This window comes from Streptomyces sp. NPDC002643 (assembly GCF_053592555.1).
This window is the reverse complement of record NZ_JBSFVY010000023.1, coordinates 26,647-52,826: the sequence shown is the minus strand read 5'-3', so window position 1 is coordinate 52,826 and position 26,180 is coordinate 26,647. Positions and strand designations below refer to the sequence as shown.

The 26,180-nt window shown below is 68.8% G+C and carries 22 protein-coding genes and 4 pseudogenes; 13 read left to right on the top strand and 13 right to left on the bottom strand.

Translation table 11 applies throughout. From position 1 onward, the window contains the following. Positions 1-202: 202 nt before the first annotated feature. Positions 203-1,207 carry an alpha/beta hydrolase gene (locus ACWD4G_RS30470; protein WP_451299032.1) on the bottom strand — a complete coding sequence of 335 codons (1,005 nt, stop codon included), beginning with the start codon at positions 1,205-1,207 and terminating at the stop codon, positions 203-205. Between the two features lie 311 nt (positions 1,208-1,518). On the opposite strand from ACWD4G_RS30470, the gene ACWD4G_RS30465 reads away from it, so the two are divergent. The 4 genes from ACWD4G_RS30465 to ACWD4G_RS30450 all read left to right on the top strand — a co-directional run bounded on the left by ACWD4G_RS30465 (position 1,519) and on the right by ACWD4G_RS30450 (position 4,136). Beyond that, the gene (locus tag ACWD4G_RS30465; RefSeq protein WP_451299030.1) at positions 1,519-1,875 is read left to right on the top strand and encodes an antibiotic biosynthesis monooxygenase family protein; all 357 of its coding nucleotides are present in this window, start codon (positions 1,519-1,521) and stop codon (positions 1,873-1,875) included. A gap of 33 nt (positions 1,876-1,908) precedes the next feature. Then, a complete protein-coding gene (locus ACWD4G_RS30460) occupies positions 1,909-2,532 on the top strand; it encodes a TetR/AcrR family transcriptional regulator C-terminal ligand-binding domain-containing protein (RefSeq protein WP_451299028.1) in 624 nt (207 codons plus the stop codon). A 513-nt stretch (positions 2,533-3,045) separates the two neighbouring features. After that, positions 3,046-3,642 (top strand): isochorismatase family protein, encoded by a 597-nt coding sequence (locus tag ACWD4G_RS30455; protein WP_451299026.1) that lies wholly within the window; start codon positions 3,046-3,048, stop codon positions 3,640-3,642. A 26-nt stretch (positions 3,643-3,668) separates the two neighbouring features. Next, entirely contained in the window at positions 3,669-4,136 is a 468-nt protein-coding gene (locus ACWD4G_RS30450; protein WP_451299024.1) for a cupin domain-containing protein, read from the top strand. Positions 4,137-4,165: 29 nt separating this feature from the next. Here the strand turns inward: ACWD4G_RS30450 and ACWD4G_RS30445 are convergent, their stop codons facing one another. Next, a complete protein-coding gene (locus ACWD4G_RS30445; protein ID WP_451299022.1) occupies positions 4,166-4,615 on the bottom strand; it encodes a MarR family winged helix-turn-helix transcriptional regulator in 450 nt (149 codons plus the stop codon). A 92-nt stretch (positions 4,616-4,707) separates the two neighbouring features. Between ACWD4G_RS30445 and ACWD4G_RS30440 the strand changes: the two genes are divergently transcribed. The 3 genes from ACWD4G_RS30440 (at position 4,708) to ACWD4G_RS30430 (ending at position 7,584) form a co-directional block, all read left to right on the top strand. Next, the gene (locus ACWD4G_RS30440; RefSeq protein ID WP_451299020.1) at positions 4,708-5,058 is read left to right on the top strand and encodes a DoxX family protein; all 351 of its coding nucleotides are present in this window, start codon (positions 4,708-4,710) and stop codon (positions 5,056-5,058) included. 252 nt (positions 5,059-5,310) lie between these two features. After that, the gene (locus ACWD4G_RS30435) at positions 5,311-6,069 is read left to right on the top strand and encodes an SDR family oxidoreductase (RefSeq protein ID WP_451299018.1); all 759 of its coding nucleotides are present in this window, start codon (positions 5,311-5,313) and stop codon (positions 6,067-6,069) included. Between the two features lie 75 nt (positions 6,070-6,144). Then, the gene (locus ACWD4G_RS30430; protein ID WP_451299016.1) at positions 6,145-7,584 is read left to right on the top strand and encodes a sugar porter family MFS transporter; all 1,440 of its coding nucleotides are present in this window, start codon (positions 6,145-6,147) and stop codon (positions 7,582-7,584) included. Here ACWD4G_RS30430 and ACWD4G_RS30425 read toward each other — a convergent pair. Then, a pseudogene (locus ACWD4G_RS30425) lies at positions 7,538-7,944 on the bottom strand (hypothetical protein); the annotation flags it as partial. The gene ACWD4G_RS30430 and the pseudogene ACWD4G_RS30425 overlap by 47 nt on opposite strands. 98 nt (positions 7,945-8,042) lie before the next feature. Here ACWD4G_RS30425 and ACWD4G_RS30420 point away from each other — a divergent pair. Next, positions 8,043-8,471 (top strand): WD40 repeat domain-containing protein, encoded by a 429-nt coding sequence (locus ACWD4G_RS30420; protein ID WP_451299014.1) that lies wholly within the window; start codon positions 8,043-8,045, stop codon positions 8,469-8,471. A 69-nt stretch (positions 8,472-8,540) separates the two neighbouring features. Here ACWD4G_RS30420 and ACWD4G_RS30415 read toward each other — a convergent pair whose 3' ends face one another. The 6 genes from ACWD4G_RS30415 to ACWD4G_RS30390 all read right to left on the bottom strand — a co-directional run bounded on the left by ACWD4G_RS30415 (position 8,541) and on the right by ACWD4G_RS30390 (position 15,550). Continuing rightward, entirely contained in the window at positions 8,541-9,416 is an 876-nt protein-coding gene (locus ACWD4G_RS30415) for an alpha/beta fold hydrolase (protein WP_451299012.1), read from the bottom strand. Between the two features lies 1 nt (position 9,417). Next, a complete protein-coding gene (locus ACWD4G_RS30410; RefSeq protein WP_451299010.1) occupies positions 9,418-9,936 on the bottom strand; it encodes a nuclear transport factor 2 family protein in 519 nt (172 codons plus the stop codon). 248 nt (positions 9,937-10,184) lie between these two features. Then, positions 10,185-11,225, bottom strand: a complete 1,041-nt coding sequence (locus tag ACWD4G_RS30405) for a hypothetical protein (RefSeq protein WP_451299008.1) — start codon at positions 11,223-11,225, stop codon at positions 10,185-10,187. A gap of 109 nt (positions 11,226-11,334) precedes the next feature. Continuing rightward, a complete protein-coding gene (locus tag ACWD4G_RS30400; protein ID WP_451299006.1) occupies positions 11,335-13,245 on the bottom strand; it encodes a hypothetical protein in 1,911 nt (636 codons plus the stop codon). 106 nt (positions 13,246-13,351) lie between these two features. After that, positions 13,352-14,446 (bottom strand): hypothetical protein, encoded by a 1,095-nt coding sequence (locus ACWD4G_RS30395; protein ID WP_451299004.1) that lies wholly within the window; start codon positions 14,444-14,446, stop codon positions 13,352-13,354. 63 nt (positions 14,447-14,509) lie between these two features. After that, positions 14,510-15,550, bottom strand: coding sequence for an NAD(P)H-dependent amine dehydrogenase family protein (locus ACWD4G_RS30390; protein ID WP_451299002.1), 1,041 nt, complete (start codon positions 15,548-15,550; stop codon positions 14,510-14,512). A 247-nt stretch (positions 15,551-15,797) separates the two neighbouring features. Between ACWD4G_RS30390 and ACWD4G_RS30385 the strand changes: the two genes are divergently transcribed. Continuing rightward, positions 15,798-16,400 carry a TetR/AcrR family transcriptional regulator gene (locus ACWD4G_RS30385; protein WP_451299000.1) on the top strand — a complete coding sequence of 201 codons (603 nt, stop codon included), beginning with the start codon at positions 15,798-15,800 and terminating at the stop codon, positions 16,398-16,400. A 129-nt stretch (positions 16,401-16,529) separates the two neighbouring features. Next, a pseudogene (locus ACWD4G_RS30380) lies at positions 16,530-17,384 on the top strand (transposase); the annotation flags it as partial. 22 nt (positions 17,385-17,406) lie between these two features. On the opposite strand, the gene ACWD4G_RS30375 reads toward ACWD4G_RS30380, so the two are convergent. The 4 genes from ACWD4G_RS30375 to ACWD4G_RS30360 form a co-directional block, all read right to left on the bottom strand. Then, positions 17,407-19,044 (bottom strand): flavin monoamine oxidase family protein, encoded by a 1,638-nt coding sequence (locus tag ACWD4G_RS30375; protein ID WP_451299260.1) that lies wholly within the window; start codon positions 19,042-19,044, stop codon positions 17,407-17,409. A 71-nt stretch (positions 19,045-19,115) separates the two neighbouring features. Continuing rightward, positions 19,116-19,919 (bottom strand): nitrilase-related carbon-nitrogen hydrolase, encoded by an 804-nt coding sequence (locus tag ACWD4G_RS30370; protein WP_451298998.1) that lies wholly within the window; start codon positions 19,917-19,919, stop codon positions 19,116-19,118. Next, positions 19,906-21,189, bottom strand: a complete 1,284-nt coding sequence (locus ACWD4G_RS30365) for a M20 family metallo-hydrolase (RefSeq protein WP_451298996.1) — start codon at positions 21,187-21,189, stop codon at positions 19,906-19,908. Before ACWD4G_RS30365 ends, ACWD4G_RS30370 begins: the two co-directional genes overlap by 14 nt. Positions 21,190-21,234: 45 nt before the next feature. Further along, positions 21,235-22,698: an amino acid permease gene (locus tag ACWD4G_RS30360; RefSeq protein ID WP_451298994.1), complete on the bottom strand. Its 1,464-nt coding sequence runs from the start codon at positions 22,696-22,698 to the stop codon at positions 21,235-21,237. 206 nt (positions 22,699-22,904) lie between these two features. Here ACWD4G_RS30360 and ACWD4G_RS30355 point away from each other — a divergent pair, with 206 nt between their 5' ends. The 3 genes and pseudogenes from ACWD4G_RS30355 to ACWD4G_RS30345 all read left to right on the top strand — a co-directional run. Continuing rightward, complete coding sequence (locus tag ACWD4G_RS30355) at positions 22,905-24,053, top strand: helix-turn-helix domain-containing protein (RefSeq protein WP_451298992.1); 1,149 nt, start codon at positions 22,905-22,907, stop codon at positions 24,051-24,053. A 606-nt stretch (positions 24,054-24,659) separates the two neighbouring features. Continuing rightward, positions 24,660-25,004, top strand: a pseudogene (locus ACWD4G_RS30350) (transposase family protein); the annotation flags it as partial. Positions 25,005-25,946: 942 nt separating this feature from the next. Further along, positions 25,947-26,171: pseudogene (locus ACWD4G_RS30345) on the top strand (DUF5655 domain-containing protein); the annotation flags it as partial. Between the last annotated feature and the right edge of the window lie 9 nt (positions 26,172-26,180).

The window sequence follows — 26,180 nt, the reverse complement described above, 5'->3', positions numbered from 1 at the left end:
GCGCAGCCCTGTTCGGACAGGTCACCGTCCTCGCCGAGCAGGCGATCGACGCGCGGTGGGGCGTACGGCGCGCTTGCGCGGTCCTCACCGCCGGAACAGCGAGCGGCTACTTCACCGGCGCACAGTGCTCCGGTGAAGTGGCCGCTCGCCGCGTCTCCGTACCACCTGTCCTCGGTGTCGGGCGGAACTCGCCGGCCGGTGGCTATCGGCCGCCGCGGCCCCAGTGCGCGTCGATGAACCTGCGGATCTCGCCGGCCCTGTCCTGGTCCTCGGGTGCCGTGCCGTGGAAGCCGCCGTGGCCGGCCGCCTCGAAGACGTGCAGCTCGGCGGGGACTCCGGCGGCCCTGAGCGCACGGTGCAGGCGCACCGTGTCCGACAGCAGGCAGTCGCGGGTGCCCGAGAGCAGGATCGTGGGCGGGAAGCCCTTGGTGAAGTCGCCGAAGAGCGGTGACAGGTAGGGGTCGCGCAGGTCGCGGCCGTCGGCGTAGAGCCGTACCGCGGGTTGAAGGCTGTCGATCAGCACGGTGTCGATGCCCATGTTGGTCTGCCAGGTGTCGCCAGCCTCGGTCATGTCGGTGACCGGGGTCGACAGCACCAGCGCCGCCGGCAACGGCAGCCCCTCGTCCCGGACCCGCAGCATCAGCGCGGCCGCGAGGTTCCCGCCCGCCGAGGTGCCGCCGACGACGATGTCCTCCGGGTGGTGATCGTCCAGCAGCGTCCGGTAGACGGCCAGGCAGTCGTCGAGCGGGGTGGGATAGGGGTGGTCGGGCGGCATCCGGTAGTCGACCGCCCACAACGGGGCGCCGATCGCCGGGGCCGTGGCGATGGCGACGGCACGGCAGATCTCGCCGCCGCACAGCGTCCACGAGCCCCCGTGGATGTCGAGATATACACGGTGGTCGCCGGGGTCGACGCCCTCAGGGGTGACCGCGTAGACGGGCACGTCGCCTACCTTCAGGTCCTTGACGACCGTCCCGGGGGCAACCGCCCCGGCCGCGCCCGCGACGACCAGGGCGGCCAGGCCGGCGTCCATGGCCGCGATCATCTCGCGCCAGCCCTGGACGTCGTCCGGCGCGGGCCAGTCCGGTGCCGGCCCGGAGATGCCCTGGGCGAGCATCGCCTGAGCCTGTGGACTCACCGAGGTGGGAACCGGGATGTCCCGCGCCGGTATGCGCAGAGGGGGATGTGCGGGGTTCGGCGTCGTCATCGCGCTGCTCCTCAGCGGAAGGCCGGCCTCGAACACCGAGTGCCTGCCCGGGGCTCTGGCCGGCTGGTGATTGAGGAGGGTACCCAACGAAGGGCTTCCAGGTCTGCTGCGGGAAGGGATCTGCTGAAGCGGGGCCGCGGTCGCATGCGAGTGGCCCGGCTGGGTCGTCGCGCGGCAAGCGCCGGGCGGCTCGTCTCTATTTATGGGGCATGTTGTTCCAAAAAAGTTGCTAGATTTCTCGCGAGCACGGACTGCGAGGCAGCGACTTCTCCGGATGTCAGGGCACTCGCCGGCATGAGGAGCAGGACGACATGAACGACAGCGCCATCACCATCCGCGTCGGCGCCGACGGAGCCACGACGATGATCAATCAGTTCACCGTCGAACCGGGCGACCAGGACGAGCTCGTACGACTTGAGGTCACCGGCATGACGGACATCGCGAGCACGATGCCCGGGTTCGTGCGCGGCAGCATTCACCGCAGCCTCGACGGAACCCGTCTCGTGAACTACATCCACTGGGCGGACAGCGATGCCTGGCGAAACGCGCACGCGGCGCTGCAGGCGAACCCGGAGTACCGCGAGCACATGGAGAACGTCCGGCGCATCGCCACGGCCGACCCCCACCCCTACGAGGTCGTCGCGGTCATCGACGGCGCCGGTGCCTGAGCTTCGAGTGACGGCCGCTGCCGGCCTACGCCCATGAGTCCGACAGCCGATGAGCAGCCGTCCGGCGGCCGAGTGCGCGATCCCCGCCCCGACCGCAACCGCATCCTTGCTCTCGGCGCGGCGAAGGCGTTGCTCGTCGAGAGCGGCTGGGACGCGGTCACGCACCTCGCGGTCGCCGAGCGCAGTGGACTCGGGCGCACGACGCTGTACCGTTTCTGGCCCGAGCGGGCGGATCTTCTGCACGATCTGATCGAGAGCGAGCTGCCCTCGGACGAGCTGGTTCCGACGGGAGACCTGCGGGCCGACTTCGTCGCCGAACTCCTGCGGCTCGCCGACCGCGTGAACGACCCTCGCACGGCGACGATGACCCTCACGGTCATGGAGAGAGCCGCCACGGATCCCCAGTTCGCGAAGCTGCGGGCCCGCTGGCACTTCGAAGGCACCAGCGGAGTGCGGGCGCTCATCCGCGACGGTGTTGCCGCGGGCCTGCTCAGGCGGGACATCCCGACTCAGGACGCCGTGGACCAGCTGGCGGGCCCGCTGGTGCTGCGCGGCCTGTTCGCCGCCGAGCCGGTGACGCCGGCCTACGTGGAGCGAACGGTCGATCGCTTCCTCCGCGCGTTCGGGCCCGAGCGGCGCGAAACCCCGCTCGAATAGTTCTTGGACAGTTTGAGTTCTTGGGCAGTTTCCGCAGCGGGGCCTGGCCACCGGATCAGGGCCACGCCCGGCCCACCGTCGCGCGCATTACGTCCCCGAGCGGTGTCCGGCCCGTAGCGGGCGGTGCGCTGGTTTCGGACAAGGCGCGGTCCTGCTCTGTACGACAGGCAGGCGGGTCCGGCGTCCGGGCGCCCCCTGCGCGGGCAGGCGGCTTTGCCCGGCCTTCGGGAAAGGCCGTTGACCCCATGAGATCCGGGAGACGGCGTGCGCATTCCGGCACATCCTCGCGCGATCACGCTGTCCCCGGAGTGCGAGGAGCGGGCGCGAAGCGCACGATGGCTGACGGGTGGGGGCCCGGGTGGTGAGAGCCGGTGGGCGACAGGTTCACGGGCACACGCCCGCGCAGGAAGACCGATCCGCAGAGCAGCCCCTCCGATAGCCGGAACCACGTGCCGGGACCATCGACCGCCCCGCTTCCGCGTCGAGTACAGCACCCTCCGAAAGAGGCCCGTCATGACCGTAGAGATCGCAGAGCCGTTCACCGCCGAGAACTCCGCCCTGCTCCTCATCGACCACCAGGTCGGGACCATGGGCTGGGTCGGCTCGATCGCCTTCGAGGAGATGAAGGCCAACGCTCTGGCCCTGGCCAAGGCGGCCAAGGCCCTGGACATGCCGCTGGTTTTGACCTCCTCCATGGAGGAGTACGCGCAGGGCCCGCTGCTCGCCGAGCTGGCCGAGATAGCTCCGGAGGAGTTCGCCGGCCGGATCCAGCGTCAGGGCGTCGTCAACGCCTTCGACGACAAGGACTTCGCCGACGCCGTCAAGGCCACCGGTCGCAGCCACCTGATCATCGCCGGCGTCACCAACGACGTCTGCACCGTCTTCCCCACGCTCAAGGCCCTTGGTGCCGGTCACCGCGTCCAGGTCGTCGCCGACGCCGGCGGCTCCCCCTCCAAGATGGCCGACGACATCTCCATCCGCCGCATGGACAAGGCCGGCGCAGTCATCACCTCCACCAACCAGCTCCTCGCCGAACTCGCCGGAAACTGGACCACCGAAGAGGGCGGAAAGATGATCGGCATCGTCATGGAGCTTCTGCCTCAGAGCTGAACCAGTCACCGTAAGGAATCCGCATCATGTCCATGGCATTCCTGGCCCAGCCCGAGCAGCAGCAGACGCTGGAGTGGCTGGACGGGGGCACGTTCTCCGTCCTGCTCGACAGTGAGGCCACGGAGGGGCAGCTCACTGTGGGCAGGTTCGATGTCGCCAAGGGGGAGGCGCCGCCGTTTCACATGCACACGCGTGAGGACGAGATCTTCATGCTGATCAAGGGTGAGGCGCTGCTGTGGCTCGGTGACGAGCAGATGGAGCTGTCGGAGGGCGGGATCGTCTACCTGCCCCGGAACATCCCGCACGGCTACCGCATCACGTCGGACACCGCCGACCTGCTGATGATCACCACCCCCGGTGGTATTGAGGGCATGTTCCAGCACGCCGGCCGCGACATCAGCACCCCCCGCCCCAAGGACTTCGCCATCACCCCCGAGCGGCTGGCCGAAGCGGCCGAGAAGTACGGGCAGATCCTCCTCGGCCCGCCGCGCTGACGCGCTTCACCGCCCGAGGCGCACAGTTTCTAGCAGTTGTAGTGACCGCCCGCTGTCCGGATCCGGTTGAGCAGCTCGCTCAGCTGCTCCCGCTCGTGTTGCGTGAGGTCCGCGAACAACTCGTCCTCGCACCTGGTCAACGCGGCGCTCGTGGTCTCCAGCGTCGCGGCCCCCTGCGGCGTGATCTCCACGATGTGGCGGCGGCGGTCGGCGGGGTCGCGTCGGCGCCTGGCGAACTCGTCTCGTTCGAGGTCGTTGAGGATCGCCACGAGTTGGCTCGGGTCCACCGCGAGCAGTTCGGCCAGCTTCTGCTGGCTCACCGGTCCGGCGTCGTCCAGGTACATGAGCGTCATGGCGTGTCGTGGGCTCAGCCCGGTGACACCGAGTGCGCTGCGCACCTGGGCGTCAGTGATCGCGCCCCGCACTGCGAGGAGAAACCCCAGGCGATCCATGGGCGCCCCGCCGCTCGCTGTTGCCATGCCCGCCATCCTATAGCGACGGAGATTGCTAACGAAGGAAAACCATTGATAGCCTTCAATCATTCTGGAAGGTTCATCGTTGGAGGAAGTTCATGTTCGTTGCCTACGCCGTCGTCGCGATCCTGGTGTCGCTGCTCATGACGGCCTCCGGCGGTCTGCTCATAGCCCGGACCGAGGACATGAAGGCCACCATGGCCGCCCTCGATGTGCCACTGGCCTGGTTCACCCCCCTTGCCCTGCTGAAGTTCGCAGGCGCGCTGGGGCTGCTGGCCGGCATCTTCTACCGTCCGCTCGGTGTCGCGGCCGGCATCGGCCTCGTCCTCTACTTCGTCGGGGCGGTCCTAGCGCATCTCCGGGTGAAGGACGTCAAGGGGACGCCGGTCCCCGTCGTGCTGGTCCTGCTTGCGGCCGCCCCGGTGGTGCTCGGTATCGCCTCGGCCTGACGCGAGGCCGGACTCCGCCTGTGCGACCGCGAGGTCGGGCATCCTGCCGTCCATGAATTGCACCCTAAGTGTGCACACATCTACTATTCTGGTGACCGGGTTTGCGCTCTGAGTCAGTCGTGACGGCCCATCGGAGAGTCATTGTGCATGCACTCATAGAGGTGACTTTCGGGTGAAGGCGCCTCTGACAGGACGGGACCAGGGACAGGGGACCGACCCGGCCTCCACTGTGGAACAACCTACGGAGACGCCATGACACCCCCCGCCCCGCAGGCCCTCACCAGCACCGACGTCATGGTCGTCGCCGGCGGTAGCGGCAACATCGGCGAAGGCATCGTCCGGGCCGGTCTGCGCGCCGGTGCCACCGTCGTCGTACCGTCCCGCAGCCGGTCGCGGCTCGACGCCCTGCGCGGGTACGTCGAGGAGTTCGGCGTGGAGGACGCGAAGCTGGACACGCGCGTCGCCGACGTGAGCGACTTCGCCCAGGCGCGCGACTTGCTCGCCCAGGTCGCGGCCGACCACGGCCACGTCGACCTGACAGTCGGCTCGCTCGGTGGCTACTGGTCGGGGCCCGGGCTGCTGCGGACCGAGGAGGGCGAGTTCCAGCGGGTCCTGACCGACAACCTGACCGCGCACTACACGTTCGCCCGGCATGCGCTGGCGCTGATGGCGGCCCAGGGCCACGGCACCCACGTCCTGATCGGCGGCCCGGGAAACCTGCTGTTCAACCGGCACTCCAGCCTGGTCACCATCACGGGACACGCGCAGCTGGCCATGGCGCAGATCCTCGACGCGGAGGCGCGTGAGCAGGGTGTGCGTTCCTATCAGCTCTTCGTCGGGCACATCCAGGACCGTCGGCGCGGTGGTGGCGGCGGCCCGGGAGTGGTCACCCCGGACCGGATCGGTGAGCGGGTGCTGGCTCTGTCCGCACAGCAGCCGAAGGACACCGTCCACACGCTGTTCGCCCGTGCGGTCCCCGGATTCCCCTTTCCGACCGAGACCGGCGAATGACGCCTGCGTCCCCGCTCGACACTCTTGCCACACCGCCCGGTTGTCGCACCGCCCTCTGAACGGAACGTCGCCAGCATGAGCACAGGCACGACCCCCGACCGGCCCGCAGGCACAGCCCCCGCCCCCGCCCCCGGCAAGCTGGGGCGGAGTGTCTTCATCGCGGCGGTGGCCGCGATCGGCGGCTTCCTCTTCGGCTATGACAGTGCCGTCATCAACGGCGCGGTGATCGGTATCCAGCGCCACTTCGACGTGTCGTCGGCGGAGACGGGCACGGTCGTCGCCAGCGCACTGCTCGGCTCAGCCGCGGGTGCTGCCGCGGCGGGACGGCTCGCCGACCGGCTGGGCCGCCTGCGGGTGATGCACATGGCGGCGGCCCTCTTCGCCGTCAGCTCCGTCGGGTCCTCGCTCGCGCAGTCCGTGTGGGACCTGGGCGCCTGGCGCGTCCTGGGCGGCATGGCGATCGGCCTGTCCTCCGTCATCGGCCCCACCTACATCGCCGAGATCGCCCCCGCCGCGTACCGGGGCCGCCTCGCGTCGTTCCAGCAGGGGGCCATCGTCCTCGGCATCACCGCCTCCCAGCTCGTCAACTGGGCGATAGCCAAAGGCGCGGGAGGCCGCAGCGAGAACCCCCTGGGCCCGCTCGACGCCTGGCAGTGGATGCTCCTGGCCGCCGTAGTACCCGCGGTGCTGTACTACGTCCTCACCTCACGCATCCCGGAATCCCCCCACTACCTCGTCGCCCGCGGCCGCAACGACGAGGCCCGCCGGGCGGTGACCGAGGTGCAGGGCACCGAAGCGGACGCCGACACCCGGCTCGCCGAGATCGAGCACGCGCTGCGCAACGCCCACAAGCCCCGTGTACGGGACCTGTTCGGCGGTTCCTTCGGCCTGCTGCCGATCGTCTGGGCGGGCATCGGACTCGCCGTCTTCCAGCAACTCGTCGGCATCAACGTCATCTTCTACTACTCGTCGATCCTGTGGCAGTCGGTCGGCATCGACCAGTCCGGCTCCCTGCTGATCAGCCTGTCCACCTCGATCGTCAACATCGTCGGCACCGTGGTGGCGATGCTGTTCATCGACCGCGTCGGCCGCAGACCGCTCGCCCTGACCGGCTCGGCGGGCATGGCCTTGTCCCTCGCCTTGGCATCCTGGGCCTTCTCCTACAAGACGGGCACGGGCGACAGCATCTCCATTCCCGACGCCCAGGGCACGGTGGCCCTCGTGGCGGCCCACACCTTCGTCTTCTTCTTCGCCGTCTCCTGGGGCGTCATCCTGTGGGTCATGGTCGGTGAGATGTTCCCGTTCCGGATCCGGGCCGCCGCGATATCCGTGGCGACCGCCTTCAACTGGCTCGCCAACTGGGCCGTCACGGAGAGCTTCCCGCGCATGGCGGACTGGAACCTCTCGGCCACGTACGCCTGCTACGCCGCCTTCGCGTTGCTGTCCGGTGTCTTCGTGCTGAAGGTGGTCAAGGAGACCAAGGGCAGACAGCTGGAGGACACGACCGTGGTTTGAGGCGAGCGGGAAACCCGAGCAGACAGGACGGCCTGCCGTAGTAGGCGTTATGGACCGAGATCGTCGACGTGTTGTTCGTCTTGTCGGTGATCTTGGCGCGAAGGGAGACGGCCCTGCCCTTCGCCGAGTCCCTCGACGGTGACCGGGAAGGTGGCCTTCTTGCCTGCGACGACCTTGCTGTCCAGGCCGGTGGAGGCGTGGAAGCGGGCCACGGAGGCCGGCAGTTGTACCGTCTGCCCGGCGGACGGCTCATTCGAGTGGAAGGGTCCAGGTCGTGTCGATCCGGGTGGACGCGGACGCGAGCTTGGAGCTGCGCTAGACCGAGGTGGTCAGTCGGTACGCGGCGACGCCGGCCGGGACTGGCGAGCAGCCACCTCACACCCCGCGCCGGCGGCCGCCTCCTCGCTGGCGACAACCGCGCGGTCCGTCTCCCCTCCGGGTGTCTCACGGTCCGGAACTTGGTCCAGGGCGAGGACGGCACGTTCCTCTCCTTCACGGCCGACGGCTCCCCGCTCGCCGCTGGCGACCTCGCCGGCCGTGTCGCTCTCTGGGGACGGCGACCTGCGTCACCGCACGGGCGTCATAGGCAACGCTTCCCCAACTCCCCGTCCGAAAACGGGGATACGGTCAGCGCCCTCGCCCTGAGCCCCGACGGCCGTACGCTCGCGGTGGGCGGCGACAAGGGAACGTTCCAGCTGTGGGACACGGAGACCGGGCAACCACTCGGCGGCCCTCTTCGGACCCCCGGTGAGGCGATCGACACCCTGGCCTTCGCAGCCGACAACCACACCCTGTACGCGGGCAGCGCCCACGTCCCCCTCCAGCGGCACGCCGTCGCCCCCGCCCAGGTGGTCCGAGGGGTCTGCGCCCGGCGGGGGCCGACCTGACGAGGGCGCAGTGGAAGACGTATGCGCCGGAGACCGCGTACCGGAGGGCGTGTGGCCAGGGGCGCTGGGTCAGTGATCGGGATCCGCCGGCCGCGCCGCGAGCGAACGGATGACGTCGATCACGAAGTCCGGACGCTCCTCCGCCGCCCAGTGCCCGCACCGTTCGATGACACCGCCGGTCGCGTGCTTCGCGACCTGCTGGACGGAGGCGAGGCTGAGCCCTCCGAGGCAGGACTCGCCGCCCCACGCCACGACCGGGATGTCCAGCGGGACCTTCGCCCGCTCGGTCACCTGCTCGGCGGTGGTGAAGAAGTCCTGGTAGACGCCGAGTCCGGCGCGCAGTGCGCCGACCTGGGTGATGGCCGCCACGTACTCGTCGAGATCGCTCTCGGTGATCGCGGCGGGGTCGAAGGCGAAGTGCTCGAAGAACCAGCGCAGATAGGGCCGTTCCTTGCCGGCGATGAGGAACTCCGGCAGGTCGGGGACGGACTGGAATCCCATGTGCCAGAGGAAGTTGCCGCCCGGCTGCGGCTGCATGGCCGCTTCCATCATCCCGACTCCGGGCAGCGCCATCTCGATGATGCCGAGCGCGCTCACTCGGTCGCGGTGGTCCGCGGCGTAGAGATAGGCGAAGACCGCCCCCCAGTCGTGGCCGACGACCGTCACGTCGTGGAGGTCGAGGAGCCGTACGAGCTCTGCCAGGTCGCGGGCGATGGTGACGCCGTCGTAGCCGGCGGCCGGCTTGCCCGAATAGCCGAAACCGCGCAGGTCGGGCGCGACGACGGTGTAACCGGAGAGCCCGGCCATGACCTGGCGCCACTCGTACCAGGTCTGCGGCCACCCGTGCAGCAGCAGTACGGCCGGACCGGAGCCTCCGATGACGTAGTGCAGGCGGACGCCGTTGACGTTCGCGGTCCTGTGCTCGAAACCGGCGGGCGTATCCACGTCAGGCTCCGAAGATGGCGGCGGCTGCGGTCTGCCACGCGGGATCGGTGACGTCGATCAGCGTCGGGTTGCCGTCGCACCACTGGAAGGTGTGCTTGAGCCGAGAGATCTTCCAGCCGTCGTCGGTGCGCCGGAAACTGTTCTCGTACCAGCCGTACTGCGTGTAGTGGTCGTCTCCGGTGCGGTTGGGCATCCGGTGCCGCGACACGTGGTAGAAGACGCCGTCCGCCTCGTCGCCTCGCACGTCGATGGAGAAGTTCGAGTACTGGTGCATCACGACCAGCCGTCCGAGGCAGGCTTCGGCGAACTCCGCCCAGACCGTCGGCGTGGTCGTCGCCGCGGGGCGGCCCGTCAGGTCGAAGAAGTCCACCTCGAACGGGTCCGCGAGGGTGTCGGCGTACAGCTTCCAGTCGTGCAGGTCGAGCCCGCGGCCGAAGCGCAGCATGACGTCGGAGATCTGCTGCCTGTCCCAGAGGTTCTGCACCATCACGTCGGTGTTCGGCGGCGTTGCCAAGCCCATCGTCGACTCCCTTGTCCGGCACGATGCGCGATGCACTCGCATCGCACTCTCGCGATGTGGGCGACCGTAATGTGTATGCAGTTTGGGTGTCAATGTGCTTGACGCGCACTGTTGGCGGAGGGGTGTGTGGGTGCCTTTGCCTGGGGCTCGGCTTGCCGACGGGGTGGTGGTTCGATCTTGATCTTGGTTTAACTGTATGCAGTTTTGTTCATGCGGTCTCGCGGGAGGCGGCGCTCGTCGTCCGCTGTTCAGAATCCCCGGACGCAGCGGAACGTGCCGCCCGTCATGGCGTAGGCCACGCCGGGCCCGGAGCAGCTTCCGGTGTCGGTGTCCGCGTCGTGCGTGGCGGTCGCGGTGGTGCCCGGGCCGGAGGCGTAGGCGTAGGCCGTGAAGCCCTTGCCGGTCGCCGTCGCGGTGGCGGTGGCGCCCAGGTCGGCGAACGCGCGGGCTGTGGCGGCGAGCCGGGCGATGGCGTTGGCCGTGCTCTTGGCGCCTTCGGCACGGGCCAGGGCGAAACTGTTGCCTCCGGTTGCCTGGGAGGAGGCGAAGGCGGCGAGGGCCGTCGCCAGGGAGTCGGCGGAGTTGCCGTCGCCGCCCTGGGCGCTGCTGGAGGCGCGTCCGCCCGAACTGCTCTTGGAGAGCGCCTTGTTGAAGTCACCGTCGAGTGCGCCGGCCTGCGCGACGGACTTCCTGCCGCCCGAGTCCGCGCTCGCGACGTTGTGGTCGCCGTTGCCGGACGCGGAGAAGGCACAGGCGTTGTCCGCCGTACCGACGCAGCCGTCGGCCACCGATGTGGCGGAGTTGTGACTGCCGTTCGCCGCGCTGGCGTTGGCGAAGGAGTCCGGGCGCTCGGCCCGGGCCACCGCGCTGTTGCCGACCGCGCCGCTCTTGCCCTCGGCGTTGACACCGGACCGGGCGAGCGCGCCGCCGCCGTCGGTCGCGGCGGCGAGCGAGGTGTTGTTGTCGCTGCTGAGGTCGGACCTGCCCTTGTCGAACAGAGCGAGCGAACCGGCCACGGCGCCCGCCGACGAGCCCTCGCCGTCAGCGTCGGCGGACGCCTTGTTGCCGTCGCCGCCCAGGGCGTACGCCTCGCAGGCGGCGTTGCCCTTCTGCGCGCCGTCCTTGGCTCCGTCGACCTGCGCGCACCGATGCGCCTGCGCCGTCCTGCCCGAGGCCGGCTCGTTCGCGGCCTCCTCGCTGCATCCCGCGAGCAGCAGCGCGCACGTGCCGAGGGCGATGACGCGCCGGAGGTGTCTGCACCTGGCTGGGGCTGTCCACTTGGCGCGCATCGGCTGCCTTTCCTTGTCTGTCGGTCGGGGGGCGGGGGAGAGCGCGGGTCGGGGTGGCGAGGTTCCGCCCCTCCGACCCGCGCGTGTTGCCTGGGCCGTCGGACGTCGGTCAGAACCCGCTGCCGCAGCTCTGGCCCGTACCGATCAGCGCGTACGTCACGCTCGCGGCCGAACACGACACCCCGGTCGTCAGGTTGACGCCCAGGAAGCCGGTCGTCGTCGTGGTGTTGTGCACGGCGCTCACCGTGCCGCCCTTACTGGCCGTGGCCGTTGCCTGGGAGTGCGGGCCGGCGGCTGTGGCGTCGGCCTTGGAGCCGGTGCCGTCCGCGTTGGCCAGGGCCACGTTCTCGTAGCCGAGGATGGCCAGGGTGTCGGCCTTGCCGCCGCCGGTGGCCGCCGACTTGGCGGTGCCGTAGTTGTTGTAGATGGCCCGGGACCGCGCCTGGGAGTCCTTGCCCTCACCGGTGGCGAGCGTCTGGTTGTAGCTGCCTCCCGAGGCCTCGGACCAGGTGAAGACGTGATCGCCGTTCGGGACCGCGACAGCCAGGTTGCCGTCGCCGTAGCTGGCCTTGGCCGTGGCGTTGCCGCACGGCTGCTGCGCCTGCGGCAGCGGCGGCAGCGGCCACGGGCAGTCGGCCTTCATCCCCGCGTGCGGGTTGGTGGGCTGGTTCGGCAGCGAGGGCGTGGTGTTCCACACGATGTCACCGCCGTCGGTGGCCTTCGTGATCGCGGTGTTGTACTTGCCCCGTTCGGCCACGGAGTACGCCTTCGCCTTGTCGGCCGTGGAGATCGCCGTGTTGGTGTCGCCGTCCACCGCGCGGGCGTTGGCGGTGGCGCAGGCGTCCAGCGGATAGGTCGTCTCCCCGGAGTTCACGGCCTGCCCGATGGGCGAGCACGGACCTGTCGATCCGTTGCCCTTGGACTTGGCGATGGCGAGCATGTTGTCGCCGTAGCTGTCGTACGCCAGCGCGTGACCCCGGTCGGTGGCTGTGGCGAAGGCTTCGCTGTCCTCGCCCTGGGCCGCGTCGGCCCGTGCCTGGGAGTTGGCGCCCGAAGTTGCGGCCGCCCGGTGACCGTCGCCGTAGCCGGCGTTGGTGATGGCGGCCGAGTTCTGGCCGTTGGCGATCGACAGGGCCTGGTTCTTGAAGCCGAGGAGGGTGGTGGCCTGGGCGCCCGAAGGCCCGTCGCCGTCGTTGCTGCCGTTGAAGCCCAGCGCGATGGAGCTGTTGTCGTCGCCGGACCTGCCGGCGGCGCGGGCTTCGCCGTTGTCGGAGGAGCCCGCGAAGGTCTTGTTCCGGTCGCCGTTGATGCTGTCGGCGGTGGAGAGCGACTTGTCGTTGCCGACGGCCGTCGCCTGGTTGCGCTGGTCGTGGTCGCCGGTACCGGAGTTCGCCGTCGTCCGGGATCCGGCTGTGGAGATCGCGTCCGACGTGTTGCCGCTCTGGCCGGCGCGGTCCGCGTCGCCGGACTTCGCGGTGGCGGCCGAACCGGCGCCCTGGGCCTTGGCGTCCGCGTCGCCGTCGTGGTTGGCGCTCGCCTTGGCCGAGGCGGCATCGCCCTCGGCCCGGGCGCGCGACCGGTCGTCGCGGTCGGCGTTGGTGGTGCACACGGCGGTCCCCGACTTCACGACGTCGGTGCCATCCTGCTGTGTGCAGGCGTCGGTGGCCCCCGCGGCCCAGCTGGGAGCGAGACTCTCCGCCTTGGGCACCGCGCCCTGGGCCGACTTCAGGAGGGCGGCGATGTCCGCGTCGAGCTTCGCCTTGGCGTCGACGCCGACCTGTTTCATCGCCTTGTCGTCGGCGATGTCGGCCTCGTCCATGAACTTCTGGAGTGCGGCGACAGACTGGTCCGCGGAAGCGGAGAGCTTGCCGGTCGACGCGTCGACGACCGCCTTGAACGTCGCCAGCGCGTCCGCCGGGGTCGACGGACGGGCGGACGCCGCCTCGGCCGGCTTCCCCTCCGGGCGTTGCTTCGGCTCGGCCGGAGACGCTCCCATGGTGACGCCGATGAGCACTGCCACGTAAGCGCTGTTGCGTATGCGCCTGCCAGTACTCCGTCTTCTCGCCCTGGTCCTGCGTGACATCACTGTCCCGCCCTTCTCTGGAATCTGCTGGAATTCTCCGAGTTCATACGCGCGGTACGGTCAGCGGCTGGAACTCGGCGCCGCCGATGAGCATGTCGGGATACGACTTCCACTGCCGGATGAGGGTTCCGCCAAGCCCGTTGGTGAGTGTGCGCGTGCGGCCGTCCGGGTAAGTGAAGGTGCCTTCGATCCGGTCCCAGTCCAGCAGGATGGTGGGGGAGTCCGGCGACTCGCCGACACTGCTCGCGGCGTAACTCCCCACCGCTTTACCGGTGAACTCCAGGACGCCTGCCTCTGTTTCCACGGTCACGTGGTAGCGAGACGGGATGAAGGTGCCGGTCGACGGGTTGTACGCCCAGTCGTGGTGCTCGATCTGGAATTCTCCGGTCGGGAAGTACTGCTTCTCCTCGTTGAGGTAGAGCGCCATGTCCTTGTGTTTGCTGAGTTTCATCTCGTCGAGGTTTCCGGACAGTTCGTCGAAGTGGAACCACATCCAGTCGTGCCATGCGCCCACCTCCGCGGGGCAGGCGTCGACCGCGTAGTACCGTTCCCGCTGGCCCGCGCCGCGGATCGCCACTTCCCGACCCCGCACATGCAGCGTGCCCTCGACCGTGCCGGCCCAGATGTAGCCGTAGGAGATGCTGTGGGGTACGTACGACTGCGGTGTCTCCTTCCCGTACCACATGGGAAATCCGTTGCCGGTGTGCACCCACTCTCCCGATATCCCCGCGGCCTGGTCCTCCACCGTGTAGTGCCACGTTCCGTCGGGCCTGCAGACGATATGGACGGTGTCGATGTCGACCGCGACCTGATCGCTCGTCTTTGTCACGGTGAGAACGCCACGCGGGTGGACGTGCCATTCCGTGGCGAGGCCCTTGGGGAATTCGGTGACCTTGTGGGCCGATCCGCTGGGTTGGGCGACCCTTCCCGGCTCCGAGCGGAGACACATCTGCCAGAAGTCCAGGTTGCCCCAGCCCTGGGCCAGTGACATCGCGCCGATGTTGAACCAGTACTGGTTCCCGTCGTCCCCGTGGACGCTGGTGACCAGATTCCAGCCGATCATCGCCGTGTCGCGTGCTTCTTCCGGGAACCCGTGCCCGTCTTCTTCGAGCGTGACCTCCGGGTTGGACACCTTCATCGCGGTGTACTCCTTGTCTCTGGAAGGTCGGTTGTTTTCGCTTTCCTCGGGGATACGGCGGCCTCAGGCCAGGTTGGCGACGATCTGCGGCAGGTCGAGCGAGGAGGCGATGCCGGGCGGGGCCGCGCAGACGTAGGGCACCGCGTTCACCGGGCGGCTCGCGTTGCCGTAGCCGACGAGGGACCGGTCCTCCTCCGTCGGCCAGATGAAGCGGACGGTGGTGTCCAGGGGCACGTCGCCGTCGACGACGACGCGCCAACCCTGTCCCGCGAAGGGGAAGTTCCAGGACGGATCGAGATCGGGGGTGATGTACCAGGTGGGGATCATCCGCAGCACGGGTGCACCGCCCCGGAGCCCCTGGATCTCGATCCGCCATGCCGCCACGCTTCCGGCGGCGAAGGTGCCCGCCGCGGTGGTGACCGGGGTCTTCGCGACCGCTACCTCGGCCGACGCGGTGATGTCGTCGAGCGGCAGCGCGAGCGACTTCGCCAGCCGGCGCAGCGAAGAACCGTAGTGCTCCCTCGTGGAGGCGGCGACGCCGGTGACATGGGCCGCCGCGGGATCGCCCCCGAACAGCATGGAGAGCATCTCGGGCGAATCGCGCTCCGACATGTCGGCGTACTCGTGGATCGTCAGACAGGTGAGCCGCCGCTGGAGCGAGGTCAGCGCGACCGGGAGGGCCTCGGTGATGAACCCGGGGCTCGATCCGGCGCTGCACAGTGAGGTTCCACCGCGTCGGCAGGCCGCCTCGATGCGCTGCCGTATGCCAGGATCCATGCTGTCGGGGTCGTGGAAATGTTCGAGCAGGGTTGAGATGTTCGCACCCGACTCCAGGAGTCGGCACACGTCGTCGAGGTCGTACGTCATCGGCATGTAGACGACGCAGTCGGGCTCGGCGGCGACGATGTCGTCGATGCTCCTGGTGGCGACGACGCCCGTACGGTCCCTGCCGCACAGGTCACCGGCGTCGCGCCCCGCCTTCTCGTCGGAGTACACGTACACGCCGACGAGGTCGAACCGCGGGTGGTCGATCAGGGCGCGTAGGGCGGCCATCCCGCTGTGGCCCGTGCCCCACTGGGCCACGCGATAGCGCTTGTCGCTCATCTTTCACCTCGGTCATCCGGTGGCAGGAATGCTGTTCGCCCGCGCGTACTCGAAGCGGGTGCGGATCGGTGACCAGTGGCTCGCGGTGACGCGGCCGGGGGTGGGGGAGGCGTCTCACCGTGCCACGGCTCCTGGTCGGAGCTGTGATGCGTGAATGCGCGACCGGCTATTTTATGCTTAGCCGATCGGCTAGTTGGAAGTTAGCTGAGCGGCCAGCTCAGGGTCAAGCCGTCTGTATGCTTCTGCCGTGAACAAGGCCGACGCCCCGAACATCCGACGCCCCGTGCCCGGGACGGTGACAGCTGCTCAGTCTCGTGTCGTCTCGGCCGCACTCGATCTCTTCGCTCAACACGGTGTGGCGGGAACGTCGTTGCAGATGATCGCCGACGAACTGGGCATCACGAAGGCGGCCGTCTACCACCACTACAAGACAAAGGACGAGATCGTCCTCGCGGTCGCCGACGCCGAACTCGCGCGGATGGAGGCGACGATCGACGACGCCGAGGAAGAGCAGTCATGGACGCAGGCGCGCGAACGGCTCCTGAACAACATGGTCGCGCTGGCTGTCGAGCGACGTCGGACGATGGCGACCATCCTCGCGGATCCCGGCATCGCGCGATTCGCCCCCATGACGGGATCGTTCCGGCGTGTCATGGGCCGCATGAATCGCCTGCTCCTTGGCAATGACCCTGGACCGGACGGGGCCGTTCGCACGGCGATGATCATCGCCGCGATCAGCGGGGCGGCCGTGCATCCCTTGGTCGTCGACCTCGACGACGACACCCTCCGTGCCCAGCTGCTGCCGCTCGCGAAGCGTTTTCTCGATCCGACCCGGCCTGATTCGACCTGACGGGGCGAGGCCGACCGGCACCGCGCGTGCGGACCCACCCTGACGTGAGCAGGCGACTGGTGGGGGATCCGTCAGGCGTGGGTGCATGCCGTAACGCATGACGAAACCTGCACCGCGGCCGGCTTCAGCATCGAGACGAAGCGGGGCTCGCCGAGCGCACGAAGGGCTAGCCGATCGCGGCAGGCAGATGCTCGCCCTCCTCATCCAGACGGGCCTGGATACTGCGATCTGGATGTGGTGCTCGCGGTCGCCCTCGGTGGCGGCTGCCTGGCCGACATCGGCATGCTGCGGGCCGAGCCGGCCGTGTTCGGGCCGGTGGCCTCGGACCCGACAGTCTCCCGGCTGATCGACACGCTCGCGGCGGGCGGCCGGCGCGCCCTGGACGCGATCCGCAGTGTCCGCTCCCAAGTGCGCGAACTTGTATGGAAGTTGGCCGGCGCGTCGGCGCCTGATGCGACCGGTTGTGTGACCGTGGACCTGGGCGGCGTGTTGGTGATCGCGTACTCCGACAAGGAAGACGCGGCTGCGACCTGGAAGAAGACCTTCGGCCATCACCCGCTGATGGGCTCCGTCGACCACGGGTCCGGCGAGCCGGTGGCCGGTCTGCTCAGGCCCGGAAACGCCGGCAGCAACACCGCTGCCGATCACATCACGGCCACCCAACTGGCCCTGGCCCAGCTGCCCAATCCCTATCGACGCGGACGGTGGCTGTCGTATTCGGTCGGCATGACCATCACCGACGCAATTCACCAGGCCGTACTCACGGTGCCACTCGCGGGATGGACGCCGGCCGCCGAGCCGGACGGAGAGATCCGCGACGGGGCCTGGGTCGCCGAACTCACCGGCGACATGCTCAACGGTTGGCCGAAGGACATACGGCTGATCGTCTGGAAGGAACGGCTGGACCCCGGCGCCCAGTTGAGGATTACGGATGCCGACGGCATGCGGATCACGTGCTTCGCCACCGACACCACCAGCCGCCCCACCCCCGCAGGACGCTAGCGGCCTACGGCAGCCTGATCGGCCTGAGTTCCTCGAAGCGGTCGCCCGGTCCGGGATTTGTGGCCGTGGTCTTGCCGCCCAGCTGGGTCAGTACGCCCCACACCGCGTTGAGGCCTGTGGTGACGGCGCCCTCGGCCCAGCCGCCGGTCCAGGACACGTCGTCGCCGGCGAGGTAGATGCCGCGGTGCGCCGGATCGAAGTCGTCCTGCATGAAGTGGGTGTAGAGGCGTTCCTGGTAGCGGTAGTGGCCGGGCAGGTTGTCGCTGAAGGCGCCCATGAAGTTCGGGTCGTCCTCCCACGAGATGGTGACGGGGTCGCCGATGATGTGCGAGGCGATGTCGACGTTCGGGTAGATCTGCTTGAGGGAGTGCAGCATCAGCCGTACGCGCTCCTCGACGTCCAGCGGCAGCCACTTCAGCGCGTCGTCGTTCCAGGTGTAGGACAGGCAGATGAGCGCGGGCTGGTCTGGGCCGTTGTCCAGCAGATAGGTGCCGCGGGTCAGCCGGTCCGTCAGCGTCGTGCTCATCACGTGCTGCCCGGTCTCGGGGTCGATGTCCTTCCAGAAGGGGCGGTCGACGACCACGAACGTCTTCGAGGACTGCATGTAGTGGGTGCGCTCGATCGCCGTCCACATCGGGTGGCTGAAGAGCGATTCGTCGGTGTCGATCCGTGCGGACAGCAGCCAGGACTGGCAGGTGGCGATGACCGCCGGGTAGGCCGAGGCGCGGCCCCAGCGGTCGGTGATCTCGATGCTGTTGCCGGGTATGTCGGTGCGCCGGATCCGCTTGACCGCTCCGCGGGGCGCGCCCCCGTGCAGGGAGGCCAGGCTGGTACCGGCCGGCCAGTGGGCGATGCCCTCGGGTGCGTGCTGCCACAGGCGTTGGGGCAGGAGTTGCGCGCCACCGAGGAGGCGCTGCTGGTCGTCCTCGGCGTTGACGTACACGACCCGGAGGATTTCCAGCATCGAGTCGGGGAAGTTGGTGTCCCAGCCACCGGTGCCGAACCCGACGAGTCCGAAGGCCTCCCGGTACTCGAACGGCAGCGACGAGAACGCCTTCGACGTGGCCAGGTAGTGCGAGAAGGACATGTCGTCGAGGCGCGGGACCAGCTCGTTCCAGAGCGTCTTGATCCTGGCGTAGTCGCGCTCCGCGATGGCCTGCTGCATGGCGCCGAAGTGGGCGCGTTCCTCCAGGCAGTCCCTCCACGCGGCACCCACGTCGTGGAACATCTGCGGCAGGTCCGCCGGGGACTCCGCGTAATGCCGGCGGCCCGCGATCTCGATCACGGTGCTGTCGGAGGCCGAGGTGAGCGGGTTGGGGAACGGCTGGGTGTCGAGGCCGAGCAGGTCGACGTAGTGGAAGAAGGCCCGCGCGGAGCGGGGAAAGCGCATCCCGCCGAGGTCGGCGACGGGGTGGTCGGTGCCGGGCTGGCGGGCGCCGCGCAGTCTGCCGCCGAGCTGGGCGGACTCGTACACGACCGGCTTCAGGCCCAGCTTCATCAGCTCGTACGCGGCGACCAGGCCGGACATGCCGGCGCCGACGACGGCGACTTCCCTCCCGTGCTGCTCGGCCGGGACCGAGCCCAGGCCGTCGGGGTGGGCCAGGTACTCGTCGTAGGGGAAGGGAAAGTCGGGGACCAGCATGCTGATCCCGCGCGAAGGCGTGTTCACTTGGGTTCCTGAAGGGCTCGTGCCGGGGTGTGATCCGGCGCGGGTCATATGAGCGAGGAGGAGAGGTAGTCGGTGTCGCGGCGGGCGTCGAGCAGGGTGCGGCGGTCCACGTCGGCCACCACCAGCTCCTCGCCGGTCTCGTCGGCGGCGACGCGGCGTCCATAGGGGTCGCTGAGACAGCTCAGTCCCGCGAAGCCGGGCCCGGCGTGGTTGGCGTAGGCGATGAAGAGCTGGCTCTCCAAGGCCCGGGTGGGGACGACCATGCCGGGGACGAGACGGGTGTCGAAGGGGGCGGGCTGTCCGTCGGCGGACGAGCGGAGCGGCACGGCGGTGGGCACGCACAGCAGCTCGGCGCCGGAGCGCGCCACCGCGCGGGTGAACTCGGGGAACTCGACGTCGAAGCAGATGCCGAGCGCGATGTTCACGCCGTGCAGGGGGACGACCCGGGGCTGCTCAGTGCCGGGCGTGAACACCGAGTTCTCCGCCGGGCCGAACAGATGCGTCTTGTGGTACCTGGTCAGTTCCAGCCCGTCGGCGCCGAACAGCGACGCGCTGACGAAGCGTTCGCCGTGGCGGTGGTCGACGGTCGAGGCGACCAGGGCCAGCCCGGCCGACCGCGCGATGTCCGCGATCGACCGCCGCTGGGCGTGACCGTCGTCGGCCGCGACGGTCGCCGGGTCGTAGCCGCTGACGAACAGCTCCGGAGTCACCAGGAGTTGCACGTCCTGCGACCGGCCGGTGTGGGCCGCCTTCTCCAGGGTCGTGAGGTTGTGCTGCGGGTCTCCGATCACCGCGGTGGCCTGGAGGACCCCCACCCGCAGCCGCGCGGGCTGCTCAGCGGGTGTCATCGAGCGCGCCTTCGCACAGCCGCCGTGCGACCTCGGTGAGCACGTCGACTCCGGCGCACAGGTCGGTGTCGTTCGTGTACTCGCCCTCGTTGTGGCTGACGCCCTCGACGCTCGGGACGAACAGCATCACGGTGGGGACGACGTCGTTCATGTTGATGGAGTCGTGCCCGGCCAGCGTATGGACGGGCCTGCTGGTGAGCCCAAGGCCGTCGGCACACTCGCGCGCCAGGCCGACGCCGGCGGCCGGGTACGGCCGCACGCCCCAGGCGTGCGAGCCGTGCACCTCGATACGGACGTCGACCTCGTCCTCGATCAGCTTGATGCCGTTCTCCAGGAGCTGCTTGGCCTCCGCGAGGACCTCCTCGTCCGCCGAGCGCAGGTCCATGGTCAGGTCGACCCGGCGGGCGACGACGACCGGGGAGTTCGGCAGCACGGTGAACTGGCCCACCGAGGTGTGCAGCACGCCGGCGGGGTAGCGGTCGGCCAGCTCGCGCAGCAGCACTACCAGGCGGGAGGCACCGAGTACGGCGTCACGGCGGTCGGCGATGACGGTGGAGCCGGTGTGCGCCTGCTCGCCGTGCACGGTGACCGTGAACTTCTCCGCCGCCCAGCAGGAGTCGACGAGCCCGATCGTGGTGCCGGAGTCCTCCAGCGAACGACCCTGCTCGATGTGGATCTCGGCGCACGCGGCGGGTACCGGCCCGGTGCCGGTACCGGTGTGCCCGATGGCGGAGAGGGCCTGCGCGACCGTCACCCCGTCCGTGTCCCGGATGGCCAGGGCGTCCGCGGCCGTCATCTTCCCGGTGTAGACGGAGCTGCCCATCATGGACGGGGCGAACCGCGACCCCTCCTCGTTGAACCAGTCCACCACCGCCAGGTTGTACTTCGGCAGGTGCCCGGGCACGTGGCCCGAGGCCAGCCGCCGCCCGGCATGCAGCGCCGCCGCGACACCGTAGGCCCCGTCGAACTTGCCGGCCAGGGGCTGGCTGTCCAGGTGAGAGCCGACCAGGACGTACGGGGCTCCCGGGTTCCACTCCAACAGCCCGAAGACGTTGCCGATCGCATCGGTCTCCACCGTGAACCCGTACTGGCTGAGCAGGGCGGTGAACCATGCCCGCGACTGGGCGTCGGCGGTGGTCGCAGCCTGGCGGTCGACACCGCCGCCGGGGGTCTCGCCGATTCGGCTCAGCGAGCGGAAGTCACGCAGGAAGAGTTCGGCATCGGTGGGGCCGCTCGCAACGCCGGGCGTGTCGGTTCGGTCAGTGGTCATGGGGGAGTCCTCCTCGGGACGGATTGGTGGGGGAAACGGCCGGTGTCACTGGGGAGTCGGGTCGCTCTCGGCTTCGGCGGGGCTACGGTCGGCCGCGAGGGCGAGGACCCGGCCGCGCACCCCGAACCAGCCGACGATCAGCGCGGGGACGATGACGAGGAGTGTTCCGACCGTGAAGGTCCCCACCGGGTAGTCGAAGAGCATCAGGACGAGGACCCCGAACAGGAACACAAGCGTCAGGTACGAGGTCCAGGGGGCGCCGAAGAGACGGAAGGCGGGGCGGCTCACCCGGCCCTGCCGCGACCAGCGGTACAGCCGCAGCTGACACAGCACGATGGTCGCCCAGGTGCAGAGGATCGCCAGGGCGGTCGCATTGATAGCGATCTCGAACGCCCGCTTCGGGACGAGGGCGTTGAGACCGACCCCGAGCAGGGCCAGTACGGCGGTGAAGAGCACGCCTCCGTAGGGCACTCCCTGTCGGCTGAGGCGGCCCATGTACCGGGGAGCGGTGCCGGAACGGGACATCGAGCGGTAGATACGGCCGGTCGAGTACAGGCCGGCGTTGAGGCTCGACAGCGCCGCCGTGAGCACCACCAGGTTCATCACGCCGCCCGCGCCGGGCACGCCGATGCCGTTGAAGAACGTCACGAACGGCGACTCGCCGGCCCGGTAGGAGGTGTACGGCAACAGCAGGGCGAGCAGGGTCGTGGAGCCGACGTAGAACACGGCGATGCGCCAGATGACGGCGTTGACCGCACGCGGCATCACCTTGGCGGGGTTCTCGGCCTCGCCGGCCGCGACACCTATCAGGTCGATGCCGGCATAGGCGAAGACGACGCCCTGCACGATGATCACCGCGGGCAGGAGCCCGTTCGGCAGGATCCCTCCGTTGTCGGCCACGGTCGAGAGCCCGGCGTTATGCCCGTCGACCGGGAACCCGGCGGCGAGGAACACGGCTCCGGTCACCAGGAAGACCACGATCGCGGCGACCTTGACGAGAGCGAACCAGAACTCCATCTCGCCGAAGAAGCGCACGGACACGAGGTTCGCGCAGGTCACGACGAGCAGCGCGGTGAGCGCCAGGAGCCACTGGGGGACGCTGCGCAGCTCCGGCCAGTAATGGAAGTACGTCGCGACCGCGGTGATGTCGACGATCGCGGTGAGAGCCCACGAAATCGAATAGACCCAGCCGGACACAAAGGCGGCCTTTTCCCCGAAGAACTCGCGGGCGTACGAGACAAAGGACCCCGAGTTCGGGCGGTGCAGTACCAGTTCGCCGAGTGCGCGCAGAATGAAGAAGGCGAAGATTCCGCAGAATGCGTAGACGATCGCCAGCGCAGGTCCGGCCGATGCGAGTCGGCCGCCGGCGCCCAGGAAAAGGCCGGTACCGATGGCCCCGCCGATGCCGATCATCTGGATCTGCCGGTTGGAAAGTCGCTGCTGGTAGCCCGACGAGTCGCCGCTGGAACCAGCGGGAAGCGTGGACTGCGTGTCCGTTTCGACAGCCACGAGCTCCTCCTTTTTTCTCGGCACCTGGGGGTGCGCACCGGAAGAGTGTCAGCGGCAGTTGGAACGGACAATGAAAAATCGCACCGCGCGCGGCGGCAAAAATTTGGCCTATGCACAATGGGAGTCCGACGATTTCCGCCACGGGCCACCGCTACGTAACATCACTGCACCGCGTGGCATGGCGCAGCGGTGGAAAGGAGACGTGCGTGTCCGACCACGACACGGAGCGATGGGACGACGCCATCGAGCGCACACGCGGTCGACTGGACGCGATGGTCGAGCAGTTCCTGGCCCGGACCATGGCGGACCCCGCGTACGCCGACTCCGTGCTGACGGCGGAGGATCTGCGGCGGACAAGTGTCCAGTCCTTCTCCGCCATCCTTGACAGCCTGCGCTCCGACGGGACCGCTGACGTGCTGGCCTCCATCGCGCAGTCCATCGGCACTCGGCGGGCCGGGCAGGCCGTCCCGCTGGACAGCCTGCTGCGGGCCGTCCGGCTCGACTTCACCGTGCTCTGGGACAACCTCGCGGACCCCTCCTGCGGGGCAGATCCAGCCCTCCTGGTGCGCAACGCGGGACGGGTGTGGGCCACGGTGGACACCTTCGCGGCCCACGTCCAGGAGCACTACCTCGCGGAACAGGTGGCGATCGAACAGGCCGACGCCGACCTCCAACGGCAGTACCTGTCCCAGCTGTTCGGGCCCACACGTCCGACCGCCGCCGCGCTGGACCGGATCGCCGGGGCGCTCCGCATTCCCAGGACGGGACGTTTCTGTGTGGCGGCCACATCCCGGGACGACGGAGTCACCGTCCGCAGAAGACTGAGGGCCCTCACCCGGCGGGACGACGTCTTCTTCACCTACGACATGGGACACCACACGCTCTTCATCTGGCCAACCGCGCAGACTGCCCTGGCCGGACTCCCTGCCACGGCCAAGGAGCTGTTCGCCGACACGGCAGTCGCCGTCGCACCGGTGGCGCGCGGACTCGTCCGGGTCCGGGAGGCGGCTGCGGCGGCCCGGGAGATCATGACGGACCTGCCGATGGACAGCACGGGTGTCGCGACCCTGTCCGACCGCTGGAGATCGGTGACGCGGCACCTGCTGGCCGGTGTCGGTTGTGAACTCGGGCAGATCGTCTTTCCGTATCTGGAGAAGTGCACGGAGCTGGAAAGGACGAAGATTCTCGAAACGGTCCGCAACTATCTGGAAACGGGCAGCCTCGGAGAGACCGGTCGCGCTCTGAACTGCCACCGCAACACCGTGCTGAACCGGCTCAACGCGTTCGAGAAGTACACCGGGCTCGATGTGCAGCGGCCCTACGACGCGGCAGCCGTGATCATCTGCCTGGAATAGCGGCGAGGCCGCCGCCTTGCCATCCGATGGCCCCAAGCCCATGGTGGGTATAGCCTGCGGAGATCATCGGCAGGCCGGTGACTGACCTCTTCACCGCCGATGGCGCGACGCTGCATTGCGACGAGCGACACCTGGACTCGCGGGTGCGCCGGAGCCCCTTGCTCGACGCCTACTGTGAGGCGGCATGCCTGGTGACCGTCGACTCCGGCCGCGCGTCGGACGCGCCCTCGGACGACACGCTCATGCGATTGATGTTCGAACAACATCCCGCTCCCCACGTCGTGTACGACCGCGACGCAAGGGTGCTGCACGGGAACGCGATGATGCTCAGGACAACCGGTGTCTCGCAGGACGAGGCCGCGGCCGACGACCGACCGAACTCGTCGACGACGGAGTGTCCGAGGACGTGGAGCGGCGGATCCTGTGGGTGGGTCCGAGTGGGGGGCCGGAGTTCACCGCGCCCTTCGTCAAGCTCCCGGGTGATCCACGGCCCACGCCTGGGCCGTGGACATCTATCCGCTCCATGACGCGGCAGGCTTGACCCACACAGCGGGCTGGGCGGTGTCCGACGACTCCCAGCAGTACGCCTCCCGGCAGCGCCTCGCCCTGGTGATCGCCGCGGCCCGGCCGGTGCCGGGCACCACCGCGGACGCCCATGCCTGGCGTGCCTCCGGCCTGGCCGAGCACTGCCAGGACGTGACTGTGCTGGGCGACGGCGCCTACCTCAACTGCGGGATGGTCACCCCGCACCGCAAACGCCCCCATCGGGCCCTGCTGTCGGGCGAGGAAGAAGACAACGCCGCCCACCGCAAGGTCCGCGCGCGGGTGGAGCATGTGATCGGCCGGATGAAGAACTACAAGATCCTCCGGGACTGCCGGCAACGCGGCGACGGCCTTCACCATGCCGTCCAGGCCGTCGCGCACATGCACAACCTCGCCCTCGCGTCATGACCAGAGGACTGCCTCCACGGGCCCTGACCTGCCCGAACACCGCCTTGTGCAACACGCTTTAGAGAGCCCTAGACCCAGTCGGTTTGATTCGGCTCTACCAGTAATTCGATGGAAGCGCCGAGGAGGAAGTGCTTCAACCGACACTTCGCCGCACAGCAACTGCCCTGTGGAGTCACGGCCGTGCACGGCCGAGACTTCACAAAATCAACCATCAACGTGGCCTTCTTGACCGCGCGGGGTACACGGACTCGTACTGCAGCTCGCGGACGGTGCCGGTCGTTTGGTGATCCTGGAAGAGGGTGAGTTCTCCGGCAGCGCTGCCGTACCCTCAGGCCGGTCACCAGTGCCGACAACGTGCGACACAGTGGGAGACACGGTACAACTGGCTGTCGTATAAGGATAGGAGAGGGTGAACATGGGTCAGGGAGCTTCTCTATGTAGTTGGTCTCCCGACCGCTATGCGATGCGCCGCGCGTGTATGCGAGTTGGTGCGAAGAGGCTCCTGCCTCAAGTTGGTGGCGGGAATGACTCCTGGACCGATCGCCGAACGCGTGTCGGCCCCACCACCGTTTCGCGCGAGGCGGTTCCAGCGTGTTCTCGCTCCCTTTGCCGACCAGGCCAGCCCCCATGAGACGGGGCCAATGCAGATTCCCGATCGAGCCTCACGGAGATCGCGAAATGGAGGCAAGTGCCATCCGAATGTGGGTCCACTTCTCGTTCCTGAAGCCACTCAAGACCTGGGCAGGCCCGGCCGAGCTATCCCTCCGGGCAGGGAACGGTGTGTAGGTTCTTCTTTCCTCATCCGCGAAGTGCTGTGGGAAGTCAGCACGTCCCAGTAGCCAGGGCGGAGCTTTTCACGCCATCTTCACGTGTTCGAAGGCGGTCGCGGAAACAATTCCGGCCCTCCCTCGCGTTCTCGATCTTCGAGCGGAGGAGGGGAAGGTGTCGGGCCTGAAGCTGTTCCACACGACGAAGGGCGGCGTGACGGAGGTCGCGCCGCGTCTTGCTGAGGCCGAGGCGGATGTGCAGGCACTCATAGAGGCGCACATGGAGACGATGCTGGGGGTGCGGTTCCTGGCGAGCGAGTACAGCACCGGCCCCTTGCACAGAGGCCGAATCGACTCGCTCGGCCTCGACGAGAACGGCGCCCCTGTGATCGTCGAGTTTACCGACCGC